The sequence below is a fragment of the Streptomyces tubercidicus genome, from assembly GCF_027497495.1.
Classification (GTDB): domain Bacteria; phylum Actinomycetota; class Actinomycetes; order Streptomycetales; family Streptomycetaceae; genus Streptomyces; species Streptomyces tubercidicus.
Genome location: NZ_CP114205.1, coordinates 846,611 through 869,582, shown reverse-complemented (window position 1 = coordinate 869,582; position 22,972 = coordinate 846,611). Strand labels below are relative to the sequence as shown.

Genomic DNA, 22,972 nt, shown 5'->3' with positions numbered 1-22,972 from the left:
CTCAAGAGCATCCGGTCAAGTCGTCATGCCAGGCGGGAGGTTGTTCGTCACCGCGACGGTGACCGCGGACAAAGGTGTAGCCGTGGGGGAGGGTCGTGTCGGCTTCCGGGCCGAGCATGTCGATACGCCACCGCGCATAGGCGGCCCGTGCATGGTCACTTGCCTGCTGACCCGGGGGAAGCTTACGGCGATCAGGTGGTACGTAATGTGCTTTTACATGATTTCGCAGTTCTTGGGGTTCGAAGATGACCTGGCCCTTCGGGGCTGTGGGTGCCTTGTCGTCGGGCCACCAGATGAAGAGGTCCGGTTCGCCCGCGAGGCTCTCGCGCTCCAGGAGCCCTCGGGCGGCCAAGTCCTCACAGGTGTGGATGACCGTCCACATCAGCCGGGGCGATACGGGGCCGGGCCCGAACAGCGCGGCACTGAGCCGGTGCCCCTGCATCGAGCGGGCCTCGAACATGCCTGGTACGCCGTGCCGGCGGAGCCCGGCGACGATGAGGGAACAGAGGCTGTCGACCGCGGGGGCATAGCCGGTATGTGCTGTCCGCCGGGGAGTCGGAGGTTGCGGTTTCGGCTCGGGCGCGGTGAGGCCGAGATGGCGCCGCAGTACATCGGAGTCGCAGTCCCAGAGGAACGGGCCGTTGCCGTCGAAGTGGAGCGGCTCGTCCAGCAGGGTCGTGACGGCGTGCAGACGACGGCCGCCGCGTGGCACGGTGACGGTCATTCTGATGCCGGGGTAGAACGACCACGGCCAGCTCACTCCGGTCAACGCCGCTTGCGTGAGGACAAGTTTCTGTGCACCGTGCGAGTCGTCCGGGTCCCCGTCGTGATGGAGTTCGAGGACGACGGGGCCGTCCGCCAAGCCCTCGTGCACGGACGTCGGAAGCGGGAGCGTGCCGTGGTCGATGTGCCGCGGTTGCAGGCAGCAGGTGTAGACGGTGATGCTGTCGTCGAGGTGCTCGATGACCGGCATGGGTTCGTCGGGTCCGGACTCCTCCGGGAGGGGAGGAGGCGCGATGTCCTGCGGCGAGGCGAAAGACTCTTCGGCAGGCGCTTCTTGGGGTGGGGGCACCTGCGGGGACGGTGACGCGGCGGAGAGCGAACCGGTGTGTTCGCCGTGGCCGATCCCCAGCGGCGCCAGCGGGTCGGCGCCCTGGACATACCAGGGCAGCGGGGGCTGCTGGGCGCGCCAGATGCCGCCTTGCTGCCACATATCGTCGATACGCAGGTCGACCTGCGCCGTCGGCTCGGTCGCGCGGTCGGCGAGCGCGAGGTTGACGACCGCCAGGGAAGCCAGCGCCTTCGGACCCTCGGTGAGGTCGCCTGGTCCGGCCGCTTCGCAGGCGGCACACAGCAGAGGCCAGGTCGCGGTGTAGCGCGGCGGACCGGTGCGAGCCCGGTGGACCCGGTGCACGACCTCGCCGACCGCGGACTCGGGCAGGCCGGCTGTGTTCGTCTCGGCGACGGCGTACGGTCCCCAGGTACGCAGGCCGGGGGCACGGCGGAGCAGGTCACCGACGGTGTCGAAGCTCGCGGCCAGAGCCTGGGCCAGCAGGTCGGTGTCGTGCGGGTCGTCCAAGAGCCCGGCGAGCGGACCGGTGGCCAGCAGGGGACGCGCCTCGGTGAGGAGATACCGCTGGTAGAAGGCCGCGTCGTCGAGTAGGGGAAGGTCCGGTGTGGCGTACAGGGCGGTCGAAGTGAGGTGCCCGCGCGCGTCCAGAAGCCCGGACCGGCGCAGTCTGGCGGTCTCCTTGACCTCGATCGCGGAGGGCGGTCCGAAGGCGCCGGTGTCCACGATCACGGTCTCCTCGCGCTCCCAGAGGCCGTCCGCTCGGGGGGAACCGGCACAGTCGCCCGAACTGGAGGCGGGGATCCAGCCGTCGTCGTCACAGTCCTGGGACGCGCCGAACTTCCCCACGGCCTCCGCCCACAGCCAGCGGGTGCCGCGCTCGATGCGGAGGAACGCGCCGACCGGAACCGCGACCCGGCCCGGATCCGCGGCGGGGAGGACCGCATGGAAGTGCTCCGGGTCCAGCAGCGTCGAGTGATAGGCGCCGAGGGCGAGGTCGAAGCCGAAGTGCAGCGCGTTCCAGGCACCGGCGAGGTGCAGGACACCACCGCGTGCGACGGTGACCTGGCGCAGATAGCGGCCCATACGATCCGCGACTGCGGCCTCCAACTGGTCCGCGCCGAGGAGCAACTCTGATACGAACAGCGGCTCGTCGTCGAAGGGGGCCCATGCGGGCGAATCTGTCCGGGGTGGCATGTTCACACCTCCTGCCGGGGGCGCTCGGCGTATCGGCGTAGCCGCCACAGGGCCCCGTCCTCGGTGGGCAGCACCTGGCCGGTGCCGTGAAGGCGTTGCAGCGCCGCGGTCACGTCTGTGGACCGGATCCCGGGATCCACGCCGCGCAGACGGTGGTACAGCAGGCGCGGCCACAGCGGTCTGCGGACGCCGTCCCGGCGGGACAGATAGGTCTCTTCGCCGCGCAGCACCCGGCGGATCATCGTCGGTGCCAGTCCTCGGTAGTTGTCCCAGAGCAAGGCGTAGACCCACTGGTCGGTCGCGCGTCGGTACGGTTCGCTGTCGCGGTGCACCGCTGGCCGTGGCCGCGGGGTGTTCAGGGCGCGCAGCAACCGCGGTGTCGTCTCGGCCGACATGTGGGTGTCCCAGCAGGCTGAGCAGCGGGTCGCCGGGGTCGCGCACACGTGACCGGCGCGACCGAGCGGGGTGTCGGTGAAGTAGACGTGGAACGCCGCGGTCGCGCATTCGGTGGTGTCGTACCAGTCGCGCAGGTCAGCCAGGTCCTGGCGGGCGCGATCCCGGGCGGCGCGCATGCGCGCGTCGAAGGCGTCCGGGAAGGGAGTGCCATCGGTCACCCGCACCGCGGTCAGGGTGCGCCGGTTGCCGGCCTGAGAGACATCGACCACGCCAAGATCGTGCAGGACGGCCAGCGTGGTCCATGCGGCAGCGGGGTCGGGCACGGCCGCTTCCGTGCCGCTGTCCCGGAGGAGTGCGTACACGTCGGTCACCTGGTGGGTTCCGGGCCGCCGCTCGGCGAGCGCGCCGACGACGGCCGCAGCCGGGCCCCACTCGGGGTCGGACAGCGGCCTGACGCCGGGTATCGGCGTGATTCGGACGCGCTCGGGGAAATCCCCCAGGTCGGTGAGCGCGTCCAGCGAGGCCAGGACGGCCAGCGCCCGCACCACGGAGGTGCGGTACGTGTCCCACACCGAGGCCTGCTGTGCCTGCTGGGCGGGGAGTAGCCCCTCCTGGAGATCGGCAGCCATGCAGTCGGCTGCGATCCTCTCCGCGTCGAGGACCCCCAACTCACCGGCTCTCAGAACCGAGTGGCCCAGCCGGCGCAGGACGTCGAGGGAGAGACCCTGCGCCGCCAGCCAGGCCACGGTCCGCAGCCCACGGCCCGTCCCCAGCGCCAGACCGGCCGACGGCGCGTCGACCTCGCTCTGCGCCCGCCCGGCCTGGTCCCGGCCTGCGCGTCCGAGTTGTTGGTAGAGGGCGGACAGATCCGTGGGCGGCGACACCACGAACACACAGCGGATGTCTTGCCGGTTCACCCCCAGCCCGAATGCGCTTGTTGCGACGATCAACAGCGGTGCGTACCCGTCCTCACCGCGGCCCGGCGCCTCCCGGAACTCCGTCAGCACCGCGGCCTTCTCTGCCTCCGACAGCCGCCCGTGGAAACGCCGCACGCGCTGACTGCCCTGGACCGCGAACTCGCGCAGATGGGCGTAGAGCGCCTCGACCTCCTTCACCGTCAGGCAGTAGAAGATCGCATGGTCCTCGCACGCTTCGGCGACCCGCTCGGCGAGCCCGGCGATTGACTGCGGGCCGCCGGCCCGCATCGCCCGCCGGTATACCGCCAGCTCGGGACGGAGCGGCGACGCTTGCACCGTCACCAGAGCCTCTTCGTCCGCCGCAGCGCCATCCAGACCGAACAGACCCTCCCGAAGCCCGGCTCGCACCTGTCGGTTCGCCGTCGCGGTCACCGCCGTCACCCGCACCCCGAACTGCTCTCTCAGCTCCCCGAGCAACACCTCCACCCGGCGGAAACTCGGACGGAAGTCGTCGCCCCACTGCACGAACGTGTGCGCTTCGTCCACCGCGACCCGCTCCAGCACGCCGGTTCGCGCGGCCTCCCGCAGCAGATCTGCGAAACGGCGGTCCGCGAGCCGTTCCGGGGACACATACACCAGCTTGATGCCGTGCGGGCGACCGCGGAGCTGCTCGGCGACCTCGGTCTTCCCTCCGCGGCTGTTCGACTCCGTCATGGGGCCGACCAGCGCCCGCACCGCGCCCCCGACCGCCGACGACAGCTCCAGCGCCTGGTCGGCCATCAGCGCCACCAACGGTGAGACCACCACAGTCACCCCCGGGAGCACCAACGCCGGCAACTGGAAAGTGAACGACTTCCCAAACCCCGTGGGCAGCAGCGCGAGCACGTCCCGGTTCTCGCCCACCGCGCGGACCACCGCCCGCTGCTCGGGTTTCAACGCCAGCGGGCCATCCTTGAAGCGCAGGTATCCGGCGACCGCCTCGCACCGCTCGACCAGCAGCGAGGCGAGCGTCCCGTCCTTGCGGGCCCGCGCCACCTCCTGGACACTGAGCTCCGCCTTGCGGATCTTGAGCGTGGCAGGCAGGACTGTGTGCTCTTCCAGCGCCCGCGGTGTGCACAACTCGCGGGCGCGCGGCGCGTCGAGACGGCCCTGCTCTGCCAGAAATCGCCAGATGGTCTCCCAGCCCTGTGCCATCGTCACGACGTTCCCACCCGCCGGCTCGCCTGTGAGCGGGTCGGCATTGAGCAGTCCCGGGTCCAGCGACTCCAGGAAGACCCGGCGGTAGGCCCGGCGCAGCGCGGTCCCACCGGCGAGTTTGCGGTCACTGATCACCACGACGCCACGGTGATCCACCGAGCGCAGCAGCCGTCCCACCGCCTGGCGCAGATCCATCGCCGCCAGCGGCAGGTAGTACTCACGCGTCGCGGTTGCCTCGGGGTCGGCCGCCCCGGCAGCCCTCGCCCGCTCCGCGGCCGCCGCGCGCCGAGCGGCGATCACCGGGTCCGCGAACGGCGCGAACGGCAGCTTGTTGATCCACACCAAGCTCAGCCGACGCGCCGGGAAATCGACCCCCTGCCACATCCCACGCGTGGCCACGCAGAAGCCGCCCAGGTCACGGAACTCCCTCACGGCACGCGCATTGCCCAGCAGCGGCGCCACGGCCACCGGCAGCGAAGCTCCGTCCACGGCGAGCTGTTCCAGTAGCCGCTCCGAAACCGCCTCCGCGGCCGCCGTTGACGTCGTCAGTACCAGCGCCCCGTGCTCGAAGGCCCCGTGCCGTTCACGGACGACCTGACGCGCGTACCCCGCCAGCTGGTGCGCGACCGTACGGTAGGCAGCCTGCGGGTGCTCGGCCCAGCTGGGAAAGTCTGCGAAACACAGCAGCCGGGCCTGCCGGGAGGCGTCGAAAGGACTCGGCAGCGCGCACGCGTCCACCTCGCTGCCCAACCCCAGACGCTGCCGGACGAACGCCCAGGATCCCGCGACCTGGAGCGTCGCCGACACATACATGATTCGGCCGAAGCTGTTACGGACCCGACGCCACTGCGGATCCGCGCTCAGCTCGATCGGCGCGGAGGACACCGAGAAGGGATAGCGGCGCGCTACCACCGCAGCGGTCACCTCCCCGCCCTCGCTTGCGAAAACCACCCGGTTCGCCGCCGCCGCCGTCAGGCCACGAAGAGCCTGCTGCAATGGTTCCTCCCCCAGATCCTGCACACTCTCCGGAGGCTCCTCGTCCCACTCCAGATCCTCATCGTCATCCGCATCCACCTCATCCGCGGTGTCCGCCTCATCCGGAGACGTCCCGAGCACATCGCGGGCATCCGCCACCACCGTCGCGGCCTCCTGCGCCAGCAGCCCCACGCGCGCCACGAGCAGCGCGACACGTTCACGCTCCCACCACGGCGCTTGCCGTACCTCCGGCAGACCCGTCAGCCGGGCCAGCTCCCGGCCCGCCGCCTGAGCCCAGCTGCCCAACCGCTCAAGCCGCTCCAGCAGCTGACGGGCACCGGCCACCGTGACCAGCCCCCCGTACGGACTCGCCAATGTCGCCACGCGGCGCCCCGGTTCGCCGCCCACCGCATCGAATACCCCTTGTGCCGCACGCGGCATCGCCTCGGTCTCCAGTAGCCGCTGCCCCTCCCGCAGCAGCTTCGAGAACTCCGAGGCGTCGGCGCGCCGGAAATCAGGGACCCACCGCTCTGCGTCCGCGAACAGGTTCTCCACCGCGCGGATGTCGACCTGTGCCGTCGACGCCACGGTCACCGCTTGTTCCAGCGCGTGTGCCTCATCGGCCACCAGCAGGGTGGAACGGTCGAAGGCACCAGCCTGCACCTGGAGTAAGGCATGATTCGCGATCACCAGTCGATGGCCCGCGACAGCCTCGCCCACCGAGTCCGTCCACGGGGCGAGCGGCGAATCCGAACCACGGCGGTAGTCCTCCGCTTCCTGGCTCACGCTCGCCAGCCACAGTGGCAGCACCCCGCCGGACGCGGCCTGCACGTACTCGACGAGGAACGCCGGTAGATCCTGTATGTCCACGCTGCGTGCCGACCACATCTGCGCTCGCCCTCGTGCGGTCGTCAGACGGCGTAGGAACCACACCAGCACCTCACGGAATACCACGTCGCCGACGAAGCGGGTCCGTCGAGCCCGCCCCCCGCCAGCCGCCTCGGCCGCGTCTACCAGCGCAGCCACCAAGGCCCGCAACGACACGCGGTTACGCTGACCCTTGACTACAGCGGCGAGCGACTCCAGGCCTGGCACCACGCGTGCCAGGGCCAACACATCTCCCGCTAATTGCTCCTGCAACTGGCGTGTGAACGTTGAGACGACCACCCGCCGGCCGGGTTCGGCCGCCAGCCAGTCCAAAGCCACCCCGAGCACTGCCAGACTCTTCCCCGTCCCCGTCGGCGCCTCGCACATCCCGTCCCGCCCAGCGTCGACCTGCCCGCCGAGCCATCTCGCCATCTCTTGCTGCGCCGGTCGCCACTCCACATCCCTCCCCGCTGCGACGGCTAGCGCGAGCCGATGCGGATCTACCCGCCCATCAGGTCCCAGCAGTTGAGCTGGAAGCGGGAGAGCAGCCAAGCCTGGACTCTCCCCGTCCGGCGAGCGCACGGGCTCGCCCCATTCGCGTACTGCCTCCGCCAGCAACTCCGCGACGCTCTCGTCGTCCACGGTCCCGCCCGGCTTCCGGTCCATCAGCGACGCCACCAGCGCCCACGCTGCGGATCCCGCTCCGACGGATGTCACGAGTCGCCACCACGAATCAGACCAGCCGACCATCTCCCGCACTGCTGCCTTGACGACCAGTGCGGTCACACGGGCGTCCGTCACAGCGTCATGCAGCCGCCCGGCCTGCACTGCCGTTCCCGCGGACACGGCCACGTCTCCCAGCCGGTAGGAGTCCAACCACGGCCACACCGCCTGCGCCAGGTACAGAGCGTCCACCCGCAGCACTCCGTCGACAGCGGGAAGCTCCGCTCGTGAGCACTCGGCGTCGAGCCACCTGAAGTCCGCGACCGCGCCGTTGAAAGCCACCAGAATGTCCGCGTCCCCGAGCCACTCACGGAAATCTCCCAATACATCACTGGCGGCCCGGGCTTCTTGGTGGTACCGGGTCGAGGCGTCCACACCGCGGATCAGGGCTTCCCACTTCGGGTCCGGCAGTCGCAGCCAGCCCTCGAACTCCGGAGCCTCGTCCACCCATCTCGCATCAGCGGACAGCCTCACTGCACCGAGCTGGTAAATCCGACGCTCCCCACCAGGATGTTGGGCACTGGCACGGACCGCGGCCTCGACATCCAACACCACCGCTCGCAATACCCCAGGCTTGCGCTGGTCCCCCTTCTCCGCGTCCGCGATGCCGGCCACCGCACATGCCTCAACTACCCCGTGACACGTCCTCACGGCTCCCAGGCCCTCGGCGGCGCGGACCAGTTGCGCCAGACGCTGGCGGCTTACTCCGGGCCAGAACTCGCGGGCAGCCCGTAACAGGGAATCCGAGTCCATCGCACCGCGAACTCGAAGGAGTTCGGCCAACCGGTGCACCAACGCCTCTGACACCCCTCGCCCCCTCGCCCTGGCTGAGTGTTAAGTTGATCACACTTGCGCCCGGGGCGACCAGTGATTCGTCGAACCTTCCCAACATGATGTGGGGCGCCTTCTCTCCCTTGAGCTCTGTGCCCGTTGGTGTGCGATGCCGCGCGCCTGCTCGATTGGCTGCCAGGCCTGGGGGCCTGCCAGCCATTGAGTAAGGCCTCGGAGTAGTCCGCAGATCATGCGAACACTGGTTGCTTCCGCGCACGATTCTGGCCGTGCTCCTCTCGCGGTGGGCGTGAAGATGCCAAGGAGGGTGCCGGGCTGCCAGCCCAACCAGGCAGGGGCGGTTTGCTGCGACCTCACAGGTGCTGCCGCCGCCGTGGTCATCCCAGGAGGGTGTGGCCAAGCATTGTCGCTGGGTGGGGGGGTAATCCCGTTAGCCTGGGGTTGCCTTAACGGAGGTTGGCGGATACGAACGGTGACAATCCGGACCGAAAGGTGCGGCTGAGTTTCCTGGGCTGACCTTGGGCAGGTCATTCCTTGCAGGGTCTGGTCCGGGTACCGGCTCTCGTGCGCTCTCGGGAGCCACGGCTGGGGGCCGGACGTTCGCCGTGTCAGTCTGCTCGGTGGGGTCGGCGCCGACAGTGTCCTACCTGCCTGCGTGTAGGTCTTTGCCGGCGCCAGGAGGACGCGCGCAACTGGGGCGCGCTGGTTCGTGTGCCATAGGCAGGATGCGCAGGGTGTGAAAGGAAGACTTCGCTGAAGTACCGTGGAGTGGAGCGGCTTTGGGGGAGTGCGGGTGGATACCGACGGCGTGGTCAACCCTGTGTCGGGGCAGCCGGGACCAGCGGCCGTCCCCGCGGAGTCCAAGCCCATGACGCCGTCACGAGCCAGCAGGCTCGACGACCAAGTTCCGTTCCTGGCCCGGTTGGAGCACCAGGAGCGGGTCGCGCTGCTGGAGCTGGGCCGGCCCATGAAGTACAGCCCGCGGTCCGTCCTGGTGCATCAGGACGAACCGTCCACCCACGTGATGGTCATCCTCGCCGGCTGGACCAAGGTCATCCACTCCGCGGCCAACGGCTACGAAGCTCTGCTCGCCCTGCGGGGGCCGGGCGATATCGTTGGTGAGGCCTCCGCAGTCAGCGGCCGCTCGCGCTCGGCGACGGTCGCCGCACTCGGAAGGGTCGAGGCCGTCACGATAGAGCGTGGCAGATTCCTGGACCATCTCGCGGAGTTCCCGGCTACTGCCCTCCAACTGCTCAGCCTCATTGGGGACCGGACACAGGCCAGCGACCGGCGACGCGTGGAGCAAGGAGCGCTCGGCGTTCGTGAGCGGTTGTCGCTCCTGATCCTGGAGCTGTCGCGCACACACGGGGTGCAGGATGCGGAGGGGGTGCGCCTGACCACCGGTCTCAGCCAGCACGAGCTGGCAGGCGCGGTCGGAGCCTCCCGCGAGGCGGTGGCCAGGCTTCTGAAAGAGCTGCGGGAACGCGACATCGTGCGCACCAGCCGCAGAGGACTGGTCATCGTCCGCCCGGACCTGCTGCGCCGGATTGGGGGCGGCGAATAGCCGACGGCTCCGCAGTCGGGGCGAGTTGTGTGACATCGGCTACAGACGCTGTGTGCAGCTGTTCCTTCTCCACTGTCAGACCCCTACGAGATAGTGCTCCGGACCGAGCCCGACCGTCCGAGAGGCACCTATGACTCTGGCCCTGACAGAACCCGTCAACCGCACCATTCTGCTGCTGGACATCGAGGACTTCAGCCGACGGGGCGATGTGGTGCAGGCCTGCCTGCGCCGGGAACTGCACAACGTGGTGGAGGACACCCTGGCCGAGGCGGGTGTCGAGAGGAACATGCAGTACCGCGAGGACCGCGGGGACGGCCTGATCGTGCTGGTCAGCGCCGACATCCCGAAAACTGTGCTCCTCCGGGCCCTGTTGACGACCACCCCGGACGCGTTGTGCCAGTACAACCGGTTGGCATCGAGCAGTGCCCAGATGCGGCTGCGGATGGTACTGGCCGCGGGGGAGGTCGCCTTCGACCCGAAGCAGGGCACGGTCGGCGGGCTCGTCGGCCACGACCTCAACCAGTCCTGCCGGCTGCTCGATGCCGACGCCCTGCGCGAAGGGCTCGCGCAGCGGGACGCGGACTGTGTGCTGGGGGTGTCGTCCCCCGTCTACGAAGGAGTGGTCCGCCACGGACACCGCGGACTGCGCCCGGAGGAGTTCTACCACGCCGCGGTGGCCGTGAAGAAGGACCGGCTCGACCTGTGGCTGCACGGTCCGCTCCCGCATGTCACTACCGTCCCTGCCCCGGGACCCGCGCCCGCCGGGCTCGGCGGCGGGGGTGCGCCCAACGATGCCGCCGGGCAGGCTCCCGCGGCGCCTGTCTCGGTGCCTGCGAGCACCGGGGCAGCATTCGCGTTCAACGGCGGGACCGTGTCGGTCGGCGGCAGCCAGGTCAACGGCGATCAGACCGGGGTCAGCGGTGGCCACGTCACCAGGGACGTGGTCATGGGCTCTGTCCGGCACGAGGGCCGGAGCGAGCAGGCATGAGCGAGCAGCCTGGTGACAAGCAGGCGGATCGCTCCCAGGGCGACACCGACCCGGCGGCCGACCCACAGGAGCAGAGCAACGACGAGCACACCGAGGCGGAGGACGACCGCCCGCAGGACCCGTGGGCGGCGCGGCGTGAGCTGTACGAGCACGTACCGGCCTCGGTCAGCGGCAGCCTGGTCGGCGGCGATCAGACCGGGGTCAGCGGGGGCAGCGTCGGAGGCGACGTCGTTCTCGGCACGAAGGTGGAGCACCACTACCGTTTCGGCGCCGCCACCCACACCTCCGGAGACATCCCCTCGTCCGAACTCGACCAACTGACTAGGGAGTTCGCCGGGTACGAGGAGCTCGTGCACCCCCTGCGCGACCAGCTGCGCGAGAAGCGGGTACTCGTGCTGTACGGCGCGCCCTTCACCGGCCGCCGCAGCGCTGCCCTGATGCTGCTGCGCTCCATGGACGCCGTGCCCGTACGCGCCGTCGACCCCAACACCCCGCCGACCGCGCTGAAGGACGAGGTGAACAGCGATTCGCACGGCTACCTCGTGAGCGACCTGGTGACGGGCAGGGAGAACCCACTGCGCGATATCGACCTGTGGGCCCTGAGGGACGCCCTAGAGGAGAAGGACGCCTATCTGGTCATCACCGTCGACCTGTTCGCGACCCTGCGGGGCGTCGACCCCGTCCCATGGGTGCCGCCGTCGCCCCAGGCTGTGCTCCGGTCACACCTGCACGCCCTGGTGGACGACCCGCGGAGGGAGCGCGAGCTGCTGGCTCTGGAACTCTCCCAGGAGTTCCTCGGCCGGGGCGACCACCAGCTGCGGGAGGCGGCGGCGTTCGCGAAGGCACTGGCCGCACACGCGGACGGCACGACCACTCGGGAGGAACTGGCGAGCGTCGGCCCGAGACTCGTCCGGGAGCAGGTCCGGGAATGGTTCGGGGGCGACGAAACCCAGCTCCGGGACAAGGCGTTCCTCATCTCCCTGGCAGCGTTCGACGAGGCCGCCTACGCCCTGACCGCGGAGCTCAGCGACACCCTGTACGCGGAGTTCCAGAGAACGGAGGACGCCGGGAGGGAACCCCAGGTCGGTATCTTCGGGACGTCCATCACCAAACGCCTGCGCTTGGCCCGAGCTGTCGAGTACTGGAAGGAGGAACACACCGAGTGGGGACCCGTGCGCCAGCGCGTGGCCCGCTTCCAGGAGCCCCGAGCCTCGGTCGAGGTCCTCCGCGAGGTCTGGACGAGCCACCCCTCCGCGCGGCCTGCTCTGCTCGCGTGGCTCCGGAAGCTCGCACAGGACGGCCGGCCGCTGGTGCGTACCCGCGCGGCAGTGACCGCCGCGGTGCTCGCCCAGACTGACTTGCCGTCGGCGATGGCCCTGCTCATCGAGGGCTGGGCGAAGTCGAAGCTCTACCGCGACTGCCTCGTCGCCGCCAACGCCCTCGCGACGGCGCACGCCGTCGGCGCCCCGAACATCCCGCCGATCCTGCGTTCCTGGTGCGAGGAGGAGGCCGGACCACGGCTTCGCTGGACAGCCATCCGGGCCTACGCCCTGGTGGGCCCGAGGATGCCCGACGAAGCGCTGCAGGCGTTGGCGAAAGCCGCTCGCACCGGGGATGACGAACAGGAGGCGCAGCACATCGCCGAGTCCGTCGCGCTGCTGCTGAGCGACGAATCGGCATCGGTGCGCAGCCGGGTGCTACGCGACCTGGTCGAACTCCTCCGGGACGGGCCTTCCGGCCGTTGCCTCACGCTGCACGCGTTTGTCCTGGCCTGCGCGCACGCCGACAGCCGACTGTTGTTGCGGTGGCACGCGGAGGCTGCCTCAACGGGTCCGACCGAGGACGCACGGTGGCTGTCCCTGCTCTGGCAGACCGCCTTGGGTGATCTGCGGTACACAGCCGATGCCTTGAAGGCCCTGGCCGGATGGGTCCTTGAGGCGGACGGCGATCCGCAGGCCGAGGGGGAACTGGCGATGCTGCTTCCGACGTTTGTCGGCTCCGCTGAGGACCGTAAGCGCCTCGACCACATGCTCGGGACACTGCGCGACCGGCGAGGGGGCGGCCCGCCCGCGGTGGCCCATCGTCTGATGGCCGTGCTGTAAGGCGCCGCCTCTCGTCTGCGGCCACGGGCCGCGAAATTCCGGATCACCACTGAGTGAGGAGAGATGAACCATGGTGGACATCCGCCGCGAGCCCGACTGGGACCAGGGAGCGAACCGGCACAGTGAGCTGGTCGACCCGGTGTTGACCGTTCGCCAGTTGTCCCGGTTCGACCACCGCAAGGGGCACAGCCGAATCGACAATGCGCTGGTCTTCACCACGGACAAAGGGGAGTTCGATGTTTACCTGCCACCTCATCGGCCGACGCGCCCTCTGTTCGCCACCAGGCGGTACACCGCTGTCTACGAAGTCGACATGGGGGTGCACACCTGCACCGTGTCGCTGTTGCTGCCAAGCGACAACGACGCCTTCGACTTCACCGCCGAGGTAGAGCTGACCTGGCAGGTCTCCCGGCCGCAAAAGTTCGTGGCCAGCGGAGAGCGGAACGTGCCCGCTCTCCTGAAGCGCCGGCTGGAGCAGCTGATGTACCCGGTCAGCCGTGGCTTTCCGATCGACCGGAGTGCGGATGCCGAACGCGCCGTGTACCAGGTGCTCGCCAGGGTGGGCGAGTTGGGAGACGAAGCCGGGCTGCACACGTCGTATGCCGTGCGGCTCAGGCTGGACGACGCGGCGATTGCCCACCAGCGGGAGCTGCGCCGAATCCGGTACACCGACGAACAGCTGGGCATGTCACACGACTTGGAAATGCGGGAGGACCGGCTCAGGGCGGAGCGGGATGTGGAGCGGGCCCAGCACGATCACGAACTGGTCATGCTGCAGGGTCGCCAGGATGAGGAAGCGCGGCAGTTGGAAGCGGAGAAGGTCCGCTACTACCAGAGCTACCTCCAGCACGGCGGCGTGGCGATGTGGGCCCTGCACCTGGCGCAGCATCCGGAGGATTCCCGGTTGGTGATGGAAAACCTGCAGAGGGACCAACTGGCCCTGATCCGAAGTCAGTCAGAGGTCGCCCTTCAGGTGTTGAAGGAAGGCCATCCGGAGGACTACCAGCGTGCGGGCATGAACAAACAGGCCGTGGAGATCCTGGAGGGGCTCCTCGCCCGCAACCTGCCCGGTATCGCTTCTGCTCCTCCTGCACCGGACTCCCTGCCCTGGGCAGGGCCCACCGGCACCCCGGTGCACTCCCACAAGCAGCGGGACGGTGCGTCCGCCAACAGCGCCGAGGAGGAGCGATGAGCAGCAGTGGGACGGAGATCCCGTCCGTGGGAGCCCGCCTGCTAGCGGAGCTGCGATCCGAGACGGCCCGTGCGGACAGTAAGGCGTCTCTGCTTCTAGGGGTCATGAGCATGACCGTGAGTCTGCTCGGTGGCCTGGTCGCGGCCCACGGATGGTCTTTATCGGGGCTCTCCGTCCCCAGGAGCGTGCTGTTGTGGGTAGCCATGGCCGCTCTGGCCGGGGCACTGGGGTGCCTGCTCCTCGCCGTCCTGCCCCGGTACGGCACCAGCCGGTGGTCTCCGGGGCGGCCGTTGACGTACTTCGACGACATCCGCCGTGCCACGAAGGGCGGTCGGCTCGCAGAGGCCCTCGCCGTCACCGAGGCAAACCAGGCCGATGGGGTACTTGAGGCGCTGGCCCAGAACAGCCGCATCGTCGGTGCCAAGCACTGGTGGATCCGGACAGGCCTCGCCGCCTATTCCGCGGGAGTGGTGCTTCTGGCCATCGCGCAACTCATCCGCTGAACGCACGTCACCGGTGCGTTTCTTACCGCATCGTCACGATCCGGTCCGTACGCCCAGACAGGAAGCTCCCATGGCCACTCCTCCCGATCCGGCCCACGTCGGCCGCACGTCCGTGCCCGATCCTCCGGTCTATCCGGCTGCTGTGACCTATCCGTCCCCGCACTGTCCGAACGAGATGATCCCGCCCCCGCCGCCGTACCCGGGCAGCACGACGCAATACGATGCCGCTCGCCATGGCGGCGGGCCGGAGGACCACTCCGGTCCCGGCCCCGGGAAACGTGAGCCGCACGAGGATTTCGGCCACCGTGGGCGTGTGCATCTCGCCAAGCGCCAGCGGAGCATCGATGTGACGGCCGTGGTCCAACTGCTGTTGCAGTTGCCCTCGTTCCTTGCAAGCCTGGTGATCGTCGCAGTGCTCTCTCAGCTCCTGCTCCCTGACATGGGATGGCTGGGGGGCTTGCTCTGGCTCGCTTCGGGTGCCATGGCGTTTCACCGGCCCACGGAGAGAGCCCTTGCCCGCCATCTGCTGAACCTTCGTCACCCCACCCCACGAGAACTGAGCCAGCTGGAACCACTGTGGCGGGCAGTGACCGCACGGACGGGTGTCGAGGGCCGCGCATACGAGCTGTGGATCGAGGACAGCGATCATCTGAACGCCCTGGCCGCGGCAGGCCACATCGTGGGCGTTACCCGGTTTTCGCTGGAGCGTCTGTCCGATGGCCAGCTGGCCGCGGTACTCGCTCATGAACTGGGGCACCACGTCCGCGGCCATGCATGGTCCTCGCTCCTGGGGCAGTGGTATGCGGTTCCGGGACGTCTGGTGTGGGCTGTTGTGCGCAAGCTGATCCGGCTTGTCACCATCACCGTCACCGGGCATGGGCGCATGGGCTTCTGGGCGGCAGTGCTGCTTCTGGTGGCGGGTGCCGCCGTCCTGCTGGTCGCGCTGGAGTACTGGTACGTCACTCTGACGCTGGTCGCTGCCCCGTATCTGCTCGCCGCCGTGACCCGCCGGGCCGAATTACGTGCGGATCACCATGCGGCAACGGCCGGCTTCGGGCCGACGCTCGCCGAGGTGTTGCACATGATGCAGGCGGCGGATCGGGAATGTGGATCCGTGACGGCTTCCGCCCTGTCCGGGTGCGGCAAAACGGCTGCGATGGGCACGAGAACCCCAGCTCGTGGCCGCAGACAGGGCCTCTTGGGAAAGCTCCTGTCCTCGCACCCCGACTACCACACGCGCCTGCACCACCTCGCGCCGTATCTAAAGCAACGATGAGTCTGCCGCAAGTCGCATCCCGGGCCCGGGCCGCCGTCACTCGACCCGGTGTTGCTCAGGATACGTGTGTGAGGTACATGTAGTGGTTGTTTTAACGGAGTTTCGCGGATACGAACACGAGCAACACGGACCGTAGGGTCCGGTTGAGCTTCCTGGGTTAGGGCACCGCGTCAACGGGACTGTAGGGGCGAAGTCCGGCCGCACCAAACGATTCGCGGAGCGCCGTAGCCGTAGAAGAGCTGACCCAGAGATGCTCGCATAGCCCATGTCATGAAGGGGCACACCTGCGGGGATCTGGCGTGAGGTGCCAACACCATCCGGGCACTACCGGCGTGACCTTGGTCTGAAGTCGCTGATCATGGCACGCCGTTGCCGCCGCGGTGACAGCATGGTGGTGGGTGTCGTAGAGGGGAAGAGGTCATCCCCCCAGCGCTGCCTCCGACTATCCTCGTGACAGGAGCACGGGCGCACAAGGGGGACTATGAGCCGGGTTGTCGTGGTGCACGGGGTGGGTCGGCAACTCGACACTGCCGAGACCCTGCTGGCAGAAGTGGAGCCAGCGCTGCGCGGAGGAGTCGAACTCGCGCTGCGCCGCGATCCCACACTCGGACGGCTGATGGACGGCGACATCGTTTGCGCCGGATACGGGGACCTCTACCGGCAGCCCGGCACGCGCGGCGAGCCGTATTATCGGGCGGAGGACGTGGAGCCCGGGTTCGAGGCCGTGTTGCTGGAGACCTGGTGGCGCGAGGCGGCTCGGCTGGATCCCCGTATTGCCGGACCGGACATCGGATGGCCGGACGGTATGGGCCCCGGTCCCGCTGCCAGGGGCGCCGTCGGCCGTATTGCCTCCCGCCCTCTGGCCGTGGATCGGGTTCGTCGCGCCCTGCATGCCCTCACCCGCACCCGATTCTTTGGTGCTGTCTCCGACCGGCTGCTCATCTCGGACCTCAAGCAGGTGCGCCGCTACTTCACCGAGCCGAAACTGCGTGAGGCTGTACGGGCTCGGGTCGAAGAGCTGATCAGGCCGGAGACTCGGGTGGTCGTGGGTCATTCACTGGGCTCGGTGGTCGCGTACGAGGCCCTGTGCGCCCTCCGGCCGGAGCGGACGCCGCTGACCTTGATCACCCTCGGCTCCCCGCTGGGTCTGGCCGGGCTAGTCTTCGACCGCCTGCAGCCCGCACCGCAGCAGGGCGGTTTGGGGCTTTGGCCGGCACCCGTCAAGCACTGGACCAACCTGGCAGACAGCGGTGACGTCGTCGCCCTTGTCCGCGAACTCGCGCCCCGGTTCGGGCCGGAGGTCGTGGACCTGCCCGTGGACAACGGCTCCGAGATGCACAGCATGCGCGCCTACCTAACGGCGGTGGAGACTGGGACGGCGATCGCCACGGGGCTGGCCTGGTGACACACGAACCGCTGGCGGAGCCTTCTGCAGCAGGCGCACCGAAAGGCCCAGCCGCTGACGGGCTCAACCGGTACGTCTTCGCCTTCGGCACTGGCACGTTCACGGCCGACCTGCTGCTCGAAGAACTGCCCGGCGTGCCCGAGGACCTGCAGCGGGTCACGGCTCTCTTCTCGTCCCTCGGGTACGCAGAGATCCTACCGGAGCTCGCGGGTGCACCCGATGCTCAGCAGGTGCGCGCTGGTCTGGAGGACTGGCTCAAGGCGGACGAGCGCTGCAAGGAGGACGTGCTCGTCGTGTACTACGCGGGGCATGGCCTGCGCGATGGGCGCTCTCACCGGCTCACCTGCCGCAACAGCCGCCACGACCGCGTGAGCACCACCCTTGCCTCTCGTGAACTCGCGGACCTGTTGGCCGACACCCAGGTCGGGCACGTCCTGCTGCTGATCGACACTTGTCACGCCGAACTGGGTGCGGCCGAGATCGCGAACGTCACCGGCCAGCTGGTGGACTACCGGCCCCCGGGTGCCGACGGGCTGTGGTTGGTGGCCTCGGCTCGCTCTCGTGAGCTCGCGTACGACCATGCCTTCGTGACCGCTCTGGAGACTGCGGTACGCGCGGGTACAGCCGGGATGCGACAGCGGTATCTGGACATCCCCACGGTGACCGACCAGGTCAACGACCATTTCCGGGAGCACCGCCAGGACCAGTGCGCCAGCTATCACGTGATGTCCGGCCGGGCGGTCCCGCCGTTCCTGCCGAACCCGAAGTACCGACCTGACCTACCTGACGACGCGATGGACGTGGAGTCGCGGAAGGAGTGGACCGCGCATTTTGGTCCGCGGGGCCGCGGAGTGGAGTATGCGAGTGAGCCGGGCGACTGGTTCACCGGGCGTCTGCAGGCCCTGGCCACGCTGGCGGGCTGGCTGCGTGACCCTTTCCACGATGCCCGGGCACGGGTGGTGACCGGGGATCCGGGGTCCGGCAAGTCGGCCGTCCTGGGGCGACTGCTCGAGCTGGCCCGCCCAGACCACTTGGAAGCGCCTGCGCACCTGCTGCCCCCGCCTGGTTCGGTGACCGTCTCCGTGCATGCTCACGGCATCACTCTGGAAAGGCTCACCGCCCGGCTCGCCACCGCACTGGAGGTGGAGGCGGACAGCCCGCCCCAGCTGCTGTCTCAGCTCGCCGAGTACAAGGGTCCCCAGCGGACTGTATTGATTGACGCACTGGAGGAGGCGGGTACGGGTGTCGGAGGGCGGGAACCACAGCGTATCGCCCGTGAGTTGCTTCGACCGATGTCCGTCCTGCACAACTTGCGTCTGCTGATCGGTACACGGCGAACGATGATCCCCGAGTTGGGGCGGGCCGTTGAGGTCATCGACCTGGACGCCGACACCTACGCCGGCCGCGACGACATCGAGCAGTACGCGCGGCGCACGTTGGCCGGGATGCCTAACGGGCTGGCGGAGGCGGACCAGGAGGCCGTGGCGGCCGCGGTGGCTCGGCAGGCGGGCCGCTCCTTCCTGGTCGCCCGGATGACCGTACGGGCCCTGCTGCATGGGGACCTGACCCCAGACTTGTCGCGCCCGGGATGGGAGGAGGAACTGCCCTCGGAAGTTGGACAGGCATTCGACGCTTATCTGGCGCGGTACGGTGAGGACGAGGAGCGGGTACGACGACTGCTGCGACCCCTGGCATACGCGGAGGGCCCTGGTCTGCCGTGGGATTCGCTATGGGCTCCGCTGGCGGAGGCCCTGTCTGGCGAGAAGTGCACCAACGACGACGTGGACTGGCTGTGGCGGCAGGCGGGTGCGTACGTGGTAGAAGTGCCGGCCGGTGTGGATCGGTCGGTGTTCCGGCTGTATCACGAGGCGCTGGCCGAGCACTTGCGTCATCCGCGACGCAGCCGCGAAGACCAGCGCCGGATGACGGCCGAGCTGATTGCCTCGGTCCCAGTCCGGGCCGACGGCGACGGTCCGGACTGGGACCGCGCGCACCCGTACGTCCATGCCCACTTGGCAGGCCACGCAGCAGCCTCGGGGGATCTCGAACGCCTACTGCAGGACCCGTGGTTTCTGGTGCATGCGGAACCGGGTGGGTTGCTCGCCGCGATGGACGGCGTACGGGGCGGAGAGGCCCAGCGCGTCCGCGTGATGTACCGGACTTCGGCCCACCTCTACCAGCGTCTGCGCGTCCACGAACGAGCCCAGGTGATGGCAGTGGACGCGACCCGGTACCGGCTGGAGGAGTACCGCAGGAGACTGGGACGAAGGCTGGAGTGGGCACCGCGGTGGGCGACCGGGTCCCAGACGAGCATCCTGTTTCGGGGAGAACTGAGCTCGACATCCAGCGATCCGCTGGTCGCGGCAGAACGGAAGGGAAAGCCGGTCGTGCTCAGCGCACAGAGAGGGGGAACTGTGCAGATCTGGGATCCGGCGCAGCAGAGCTGTGTGGCCACCCTGGACGGGCATACGCGCACGGTGTCGGCAATGGACTGCATGGAGGTGGATGGCACCACGCTCGTCGTGACCGCATCCGACGACGGAACCGTGCGCGTCTGGGACCTCGAACGTACCACCGAAGTCCGGAGGTTCGTGCTCCAGAGCGAAGCCGAGACCGCCCACAAGGTTGACAAACAGATGGTCGCGACGGCCGTAGCGGGGCTGGCGTGCACCAAGGGCCACGACGGGGCGCTGATCGTCGGCTGTGCCCCGGACGGCTCGGCCTGGGTTCGGGAGCTGATGTCCGGCAAGATCAGACGAACCCTCCCTAGGACGTCCGACGCAGGCAGTTACCGCCTTCCAGTCCTCTGCCAGGAGACGCAGGGGGTGGCCACTGCTCTCGTCGGCTTGCCGTCCGGCCCGCTGCGACGTTGGAACCTTGACTCCGGGGAGTGGGACCACCTCCGCGACACTGAGGACTGCGAGGCGGTGGCGAGTGTCGTCCAGAGCGCCCGAGAGTGCGTGTCCCTCGGCTCCCGCCAGGGGGAGCTTCAGTTCCGTGACCCGGTAACGGACACCGTCATCTCTTCCTGCCACGTCGGCTCGGGTTGGATCTCGGCTATCGCGTTCACCGAACTCGAAGGCCGCGCAGTCATGGTGGTGGGCTACGGGGACGGCTCGATGGAGCTGAGGGAACGACCGAGGGGCCGGTTGCTTGCGCGACTGAACGGCCATACGGACTGGGTGCGTTCCATCGTGATAACGAGCGTGAACGGTCGACCGGTGGCCGCCAGCTCCACCAGTAGCGGATCCGTTCGACTGTGGAGTCTGGAGGAGCAAGCCGAGGTGGTTGAACCTCCGAGCCATTCCAGCAGCGTGCGGGAGGTCACGTGCACCGTGCTGGACGGAGCCGCCGTCGTGGTATCGGCGAGCGACGATCACACCGCACGAGTATGGGACGTGGCCTCCGGAAGGGCGCTGCAGTGCCTCGAAGGACATGCCGAATGGGTGGACAGAGTCGCCTGCTCAACTGTCTCCGGCGCACCAGTCGCCGTGACCAGCGGCTGGGACGGCACTGCACGAGTGTGGAATCTCGTGGACGGGTCGGAGACCGGGAAGGTTGAGGCAAGTTACTCGAATTGGCAGTTGCTGACCTGCGGGCACCTTGAAGGTGGTCCGGTCGCCTTGCTTGCCCAGGAAGGCACCCGCAGGGAGTCGGGTGGGGTTAGCATCTGGAACTTGGAAACCCTGCAGATCAGCAGGACCATCAAGTTCGACTTCGGCTTCCGCTCTGGCCTTGCCGCGGCCTGGGCTCTTGTCGACGGACGACCTTTGGGTGTGATCGCGGAGCCTGGGCGAGGCGAGCGCCGTACAGGACTTTGGGACCTTACAGACTGGAGGCCGGTGGGCGACTTGAGGGGCCTTAACGATCAGATCAATGCCCTGGTCTGCGGCACTGACAGAGATGCCCCAGTGGTCTTGGCGGCCACTGCCCAGAACGGCGCCCAGGTGTGGGATCTGCGAACCCGGCAGCTGCGTCACCGGCTCGGTGACGGTTGGGTGTCTGATGTGGAGCTCGGCCTGCTGGATGGGGTGCCGGTGGCCGTCACCGCCAACCGCTGGACCGTAGATATCTGGCACCTCGGCAGCGGCACGCTCCTGCATGAGATCCGAATGCCCGTCGAACCCGGTGCCATCGCCTTTGCCCCTGGCGGTGAGCTCGTCGTCGGCGCCGGGTACGAAGTGATCGTCCTGGAGCGCTGAGGCACACGGCACGTCAGGCTGCGCGCTGAGCTGGCCTGTACGCCAGGGCCGACAGCAGCACACAGATCGCGATGTCCAGCCGTCATCTGGCAGTGGCTGGCAAGGCGTGCTGGCGGCGAGCGGGAACACACGCATTGACCAGCTCTAGCGCCGTGAGCGGCTCAGAGTCGACTCCGGCGGTGTCGTGCCTCGGGAGGATGCCACGCCGGACCCAGGGACCCAGGGACCCAGGCCTGGGAGTAATTCAGGCTCGGCCGTCACCACTGGAAGAACGAACGGTCCATACCATGTGCCAAGAGAGTGGGGGCAGCGTAGAGGGGCTCCTTGTACTCCTCGTGCACGTTGGATGGAGCGCTGAAGTCACGGATATCTGACCCGGCCACGGGCTATCCTGACGGTTGTCCTAACGGAGTTTCGCGGACACCAACGTCGACAACCCGAACCGGAAGGTGCGGCTGAGCTTCCTGGGCTGAACGAGTCCCCGAAGACCTGCCCGGTGTCCGCCTCAGAATCCTGCTTGGCTTCCATCGCCCGCAGGGCCCCGACCACTAGCGCGGCATCTTCCTTCATCTCGTGCCGTCGCGTGCGACGAATCCGATCGTGCCGGGCCTGCCACGCCGACCACACTGCCCGTTCCGCAGCGGCCGGGCTCACCCGCGGGTATCCAGTCAGGACTGGTCCATGGCCCGTTCGATCGCGCGCCGGGCCCGGTCCGCGGCCGCTCGGTCGTGCTGGAGCTGCACCGCCGCGGTCAGGTCCGCCCGCAGCTGTTCCCGCCGAGCCCGCTGCCCGCCGCGATGGCCCCGAGGCAAGCCGCGAGCGACCGCCCGGCAACCTCCCAAGATCCGGCCCGCGTCGCCCACCTTGCGCGGCAACACGGCGCCAACGCCAAGGTCACCGGTCCGGAGCAGATCACCCGCCTCGCCATACGACGACGCGAACGAGTCGGCGGCATCCTCCACGCGTACCAACATGCTGCCTGAGCCGGTCGGATGAGATTCCCGGCAAGCGCAGGGTCAGGCTGCCGCTCGCGCCGCCATGAGCGCATCGAAGTCAGGGAATTTCAAGGCGATGTCACTGCCGGTGAAGTTTCCGACCCACCCGTTCTCTTCATGGAAGAAGCGAATGACGGTGAATGACGGCGAAGCCCCCATGTCGAACCAGTGCTTGGTCCCACGCGGTACCTTCAGCAGGTCCCCGGCCTCGCACAGCACGGCATGCACCTCGCGATCGACGTGCAGATAGAAGGCTCCGGCCCCCGCGACGAAGAAGCGCACCTCGTCGTCATCATCATGCGTGTGCTCACTGAGGAACTTCTTCCGCTCGGCCTTGGCGGCCAACCGCCACCCCAGGTCCTTCCGCGGCCGCAACCCGACGGCGTCGACGGTGGCGAACCCTTCAGCAGCAACCAGGCCCTTGACCTCTTCCCGATACGCCCTCAACACCGCCTCGGGCTCAGGGTCTTCGGGCACGTGGTCACGCAGCGGCCACTGCTCATAGCGAACCCCGATGGGTGCCAGTACAGCGGCGATCTCACCGGGATCGGTGGTACGGCGTATGACGGTGCCGGGGCCGGATTCCGGCCACGTGGTCAGCAGGGTCATGGCACA

The 22,972-nt window shown here is 68.7% G+C and carries 11 protein-coding genes; 8 read left to right on the top strand and 3 right to left on the bottom strand.

Annotated features, from left to right (window positions below):
* Position 1: 1 nt before the first annotated feature.
* Positions 2-2,266, bottom strand: coding sequence for a hypothetical protein (locus STRTU_RS03725; protein ID WP_159742220.1), 2,265 nt, complete (start codon positions 2,264-2,266; stop codon positions 2-4).
* 2 nt (positions 2,267-2,268) lie between these two features.
* On the bottom strand, positions 2,269-7,788 hold the full coding sequence (locus tag STRTU_RS03720) for a DEAD/DEAH box helicase (protein ID WP_308789356.1): 5,520 nt from the start codon (positions 7,786-7,788) through the stop codon (positions 2,269-2,271).
* Between the two features lie 1,210 nt (positions 7,789-8,998).
* Here STRTU_RS03720 and STRTU_RS03715 point away from each other — a divergent pair.
* From STRTU_RS03715 to STRTU_RS03680, 8 genes are all read left to right on the top strand, one after another.
* Positions 8,999-9,694 carry a Crp/Fnr family transcriptional regulator gene (locus STRTU_RS03715; RefSeq protein WP_159742218.1) on the top strand — a complete coding sequence of 232 codons (696 nt, stop codon included), beginning with the start codon at positions 8,999-9,001 and terminating at the stop codon, positions 9,692-9,694.
* A 130-nt stretch (positions 9,695-9,824) separates the two neighbouring features.
* A complete protein-coding gene (locus STRTU_RS03710) occupies positions 9,825-10,682 on the top strand; it encodes a hypothetical protein (RefSeq protein WP_159742217.1) in 858 nt (285 codons plus the stop codon).
* Positions 10,679-12,784, top strand: a complete 2,106-nt coding sequence (locus STRTU_RS03705; RefSeq protein ID WP_159742216.1) for a hypothetical protein — start codon at positions 10,679-10,681, stop codon at positions 12,782-12,784. The genes STRTU_RS03710 and STRTU_RS03705 overlap by 4 nt, the downstream gene beginning before the upstream one ends.
* 70 nt (positions 12,785-12,854) lie before the next feature.
* Positions 12,855-13,976: a PE-PGRS family protein gene (locus tag STRTU_RS03700; protein ID WP_159742215.1), complete on the top strand. Its 1,122-nt coding sequence runs from the start codon at positions 12,855-12,857 to the stop codon at positions 13,974-13,976.
* Positions 13,973-14,479, top strand: a complete 507-nt coding sequence (locus tag STRTU_RS03695; RefSeq protein ID WP_159742214.1) for a Pycsar system effector family protein — start codon at positions 13,973-13,975, stop codon at positions 14,477-14,479. Before STRTU_RS03700 ends, STRTU_RS03695 begins: the two co-directional genes overlap by 4 nt.
* 70 nt (positions 14,480-14,549) lie before the next feature.
* Positions 14,550-15,755 carry a M48 family metalloprotease gene (locus tag STRTU_RS03690; protein ID WP_246240094.1) on the top strand — a complete coding sequence of 402 codons (1,206 nt, stop codon included), beginning with the start codon at positions 14,550-14,552 and terminating at the stop codon, positions 15,753-15,755.
* Positions 15,756-16,236: 481 nt separating this feature from the next.
* The gene (locus tag STRTU_RS03685) at positions 16,237-17,160 is read left to right on the top strand and encodes an alpha/beta hydrolase family protein (protein ID WP_159742213.1); all 924 of its coding nucleotides are present in this window, start codon (positions 16,237-16,239) and stop codon (positions 17,158-17,160) included.
* Positions 17,157-21,362 (top strand): caspase family protein, encoded by a 4,206-nt coding sequence (locus STRTU_RS03680; RefSeq protein WP_159742212.1) that lies wholly within the window; start codon positions 17,157-17,159, stop codon positions 21,360-21,362. Before STRTU_RS03685 ends, STRTU_RS03680 begins: the two co-directional genes overlap by 4 nt.
* Before the next feature lie 1,016 nt (positions 21,363-22,378).
* On the opposite strand, the gene STRTU_RS03675 is transcribed toward STRTU_RS03680, so the two are convergent.
* Positions 22,379-22,966, bottom strand: a complete 588-nt coding sequence (locus tag STRTU_RS03675; protein WP_159742211.1) for a 1,2-dihydroxy-3-keto-5-methylthiopentene dioxygenase — start codon at positions 22,964-22,966, stop codon at positions 22,379-22,381.
* Positions 22,967-22,972 lie beyond the last annotated feature (6 nt).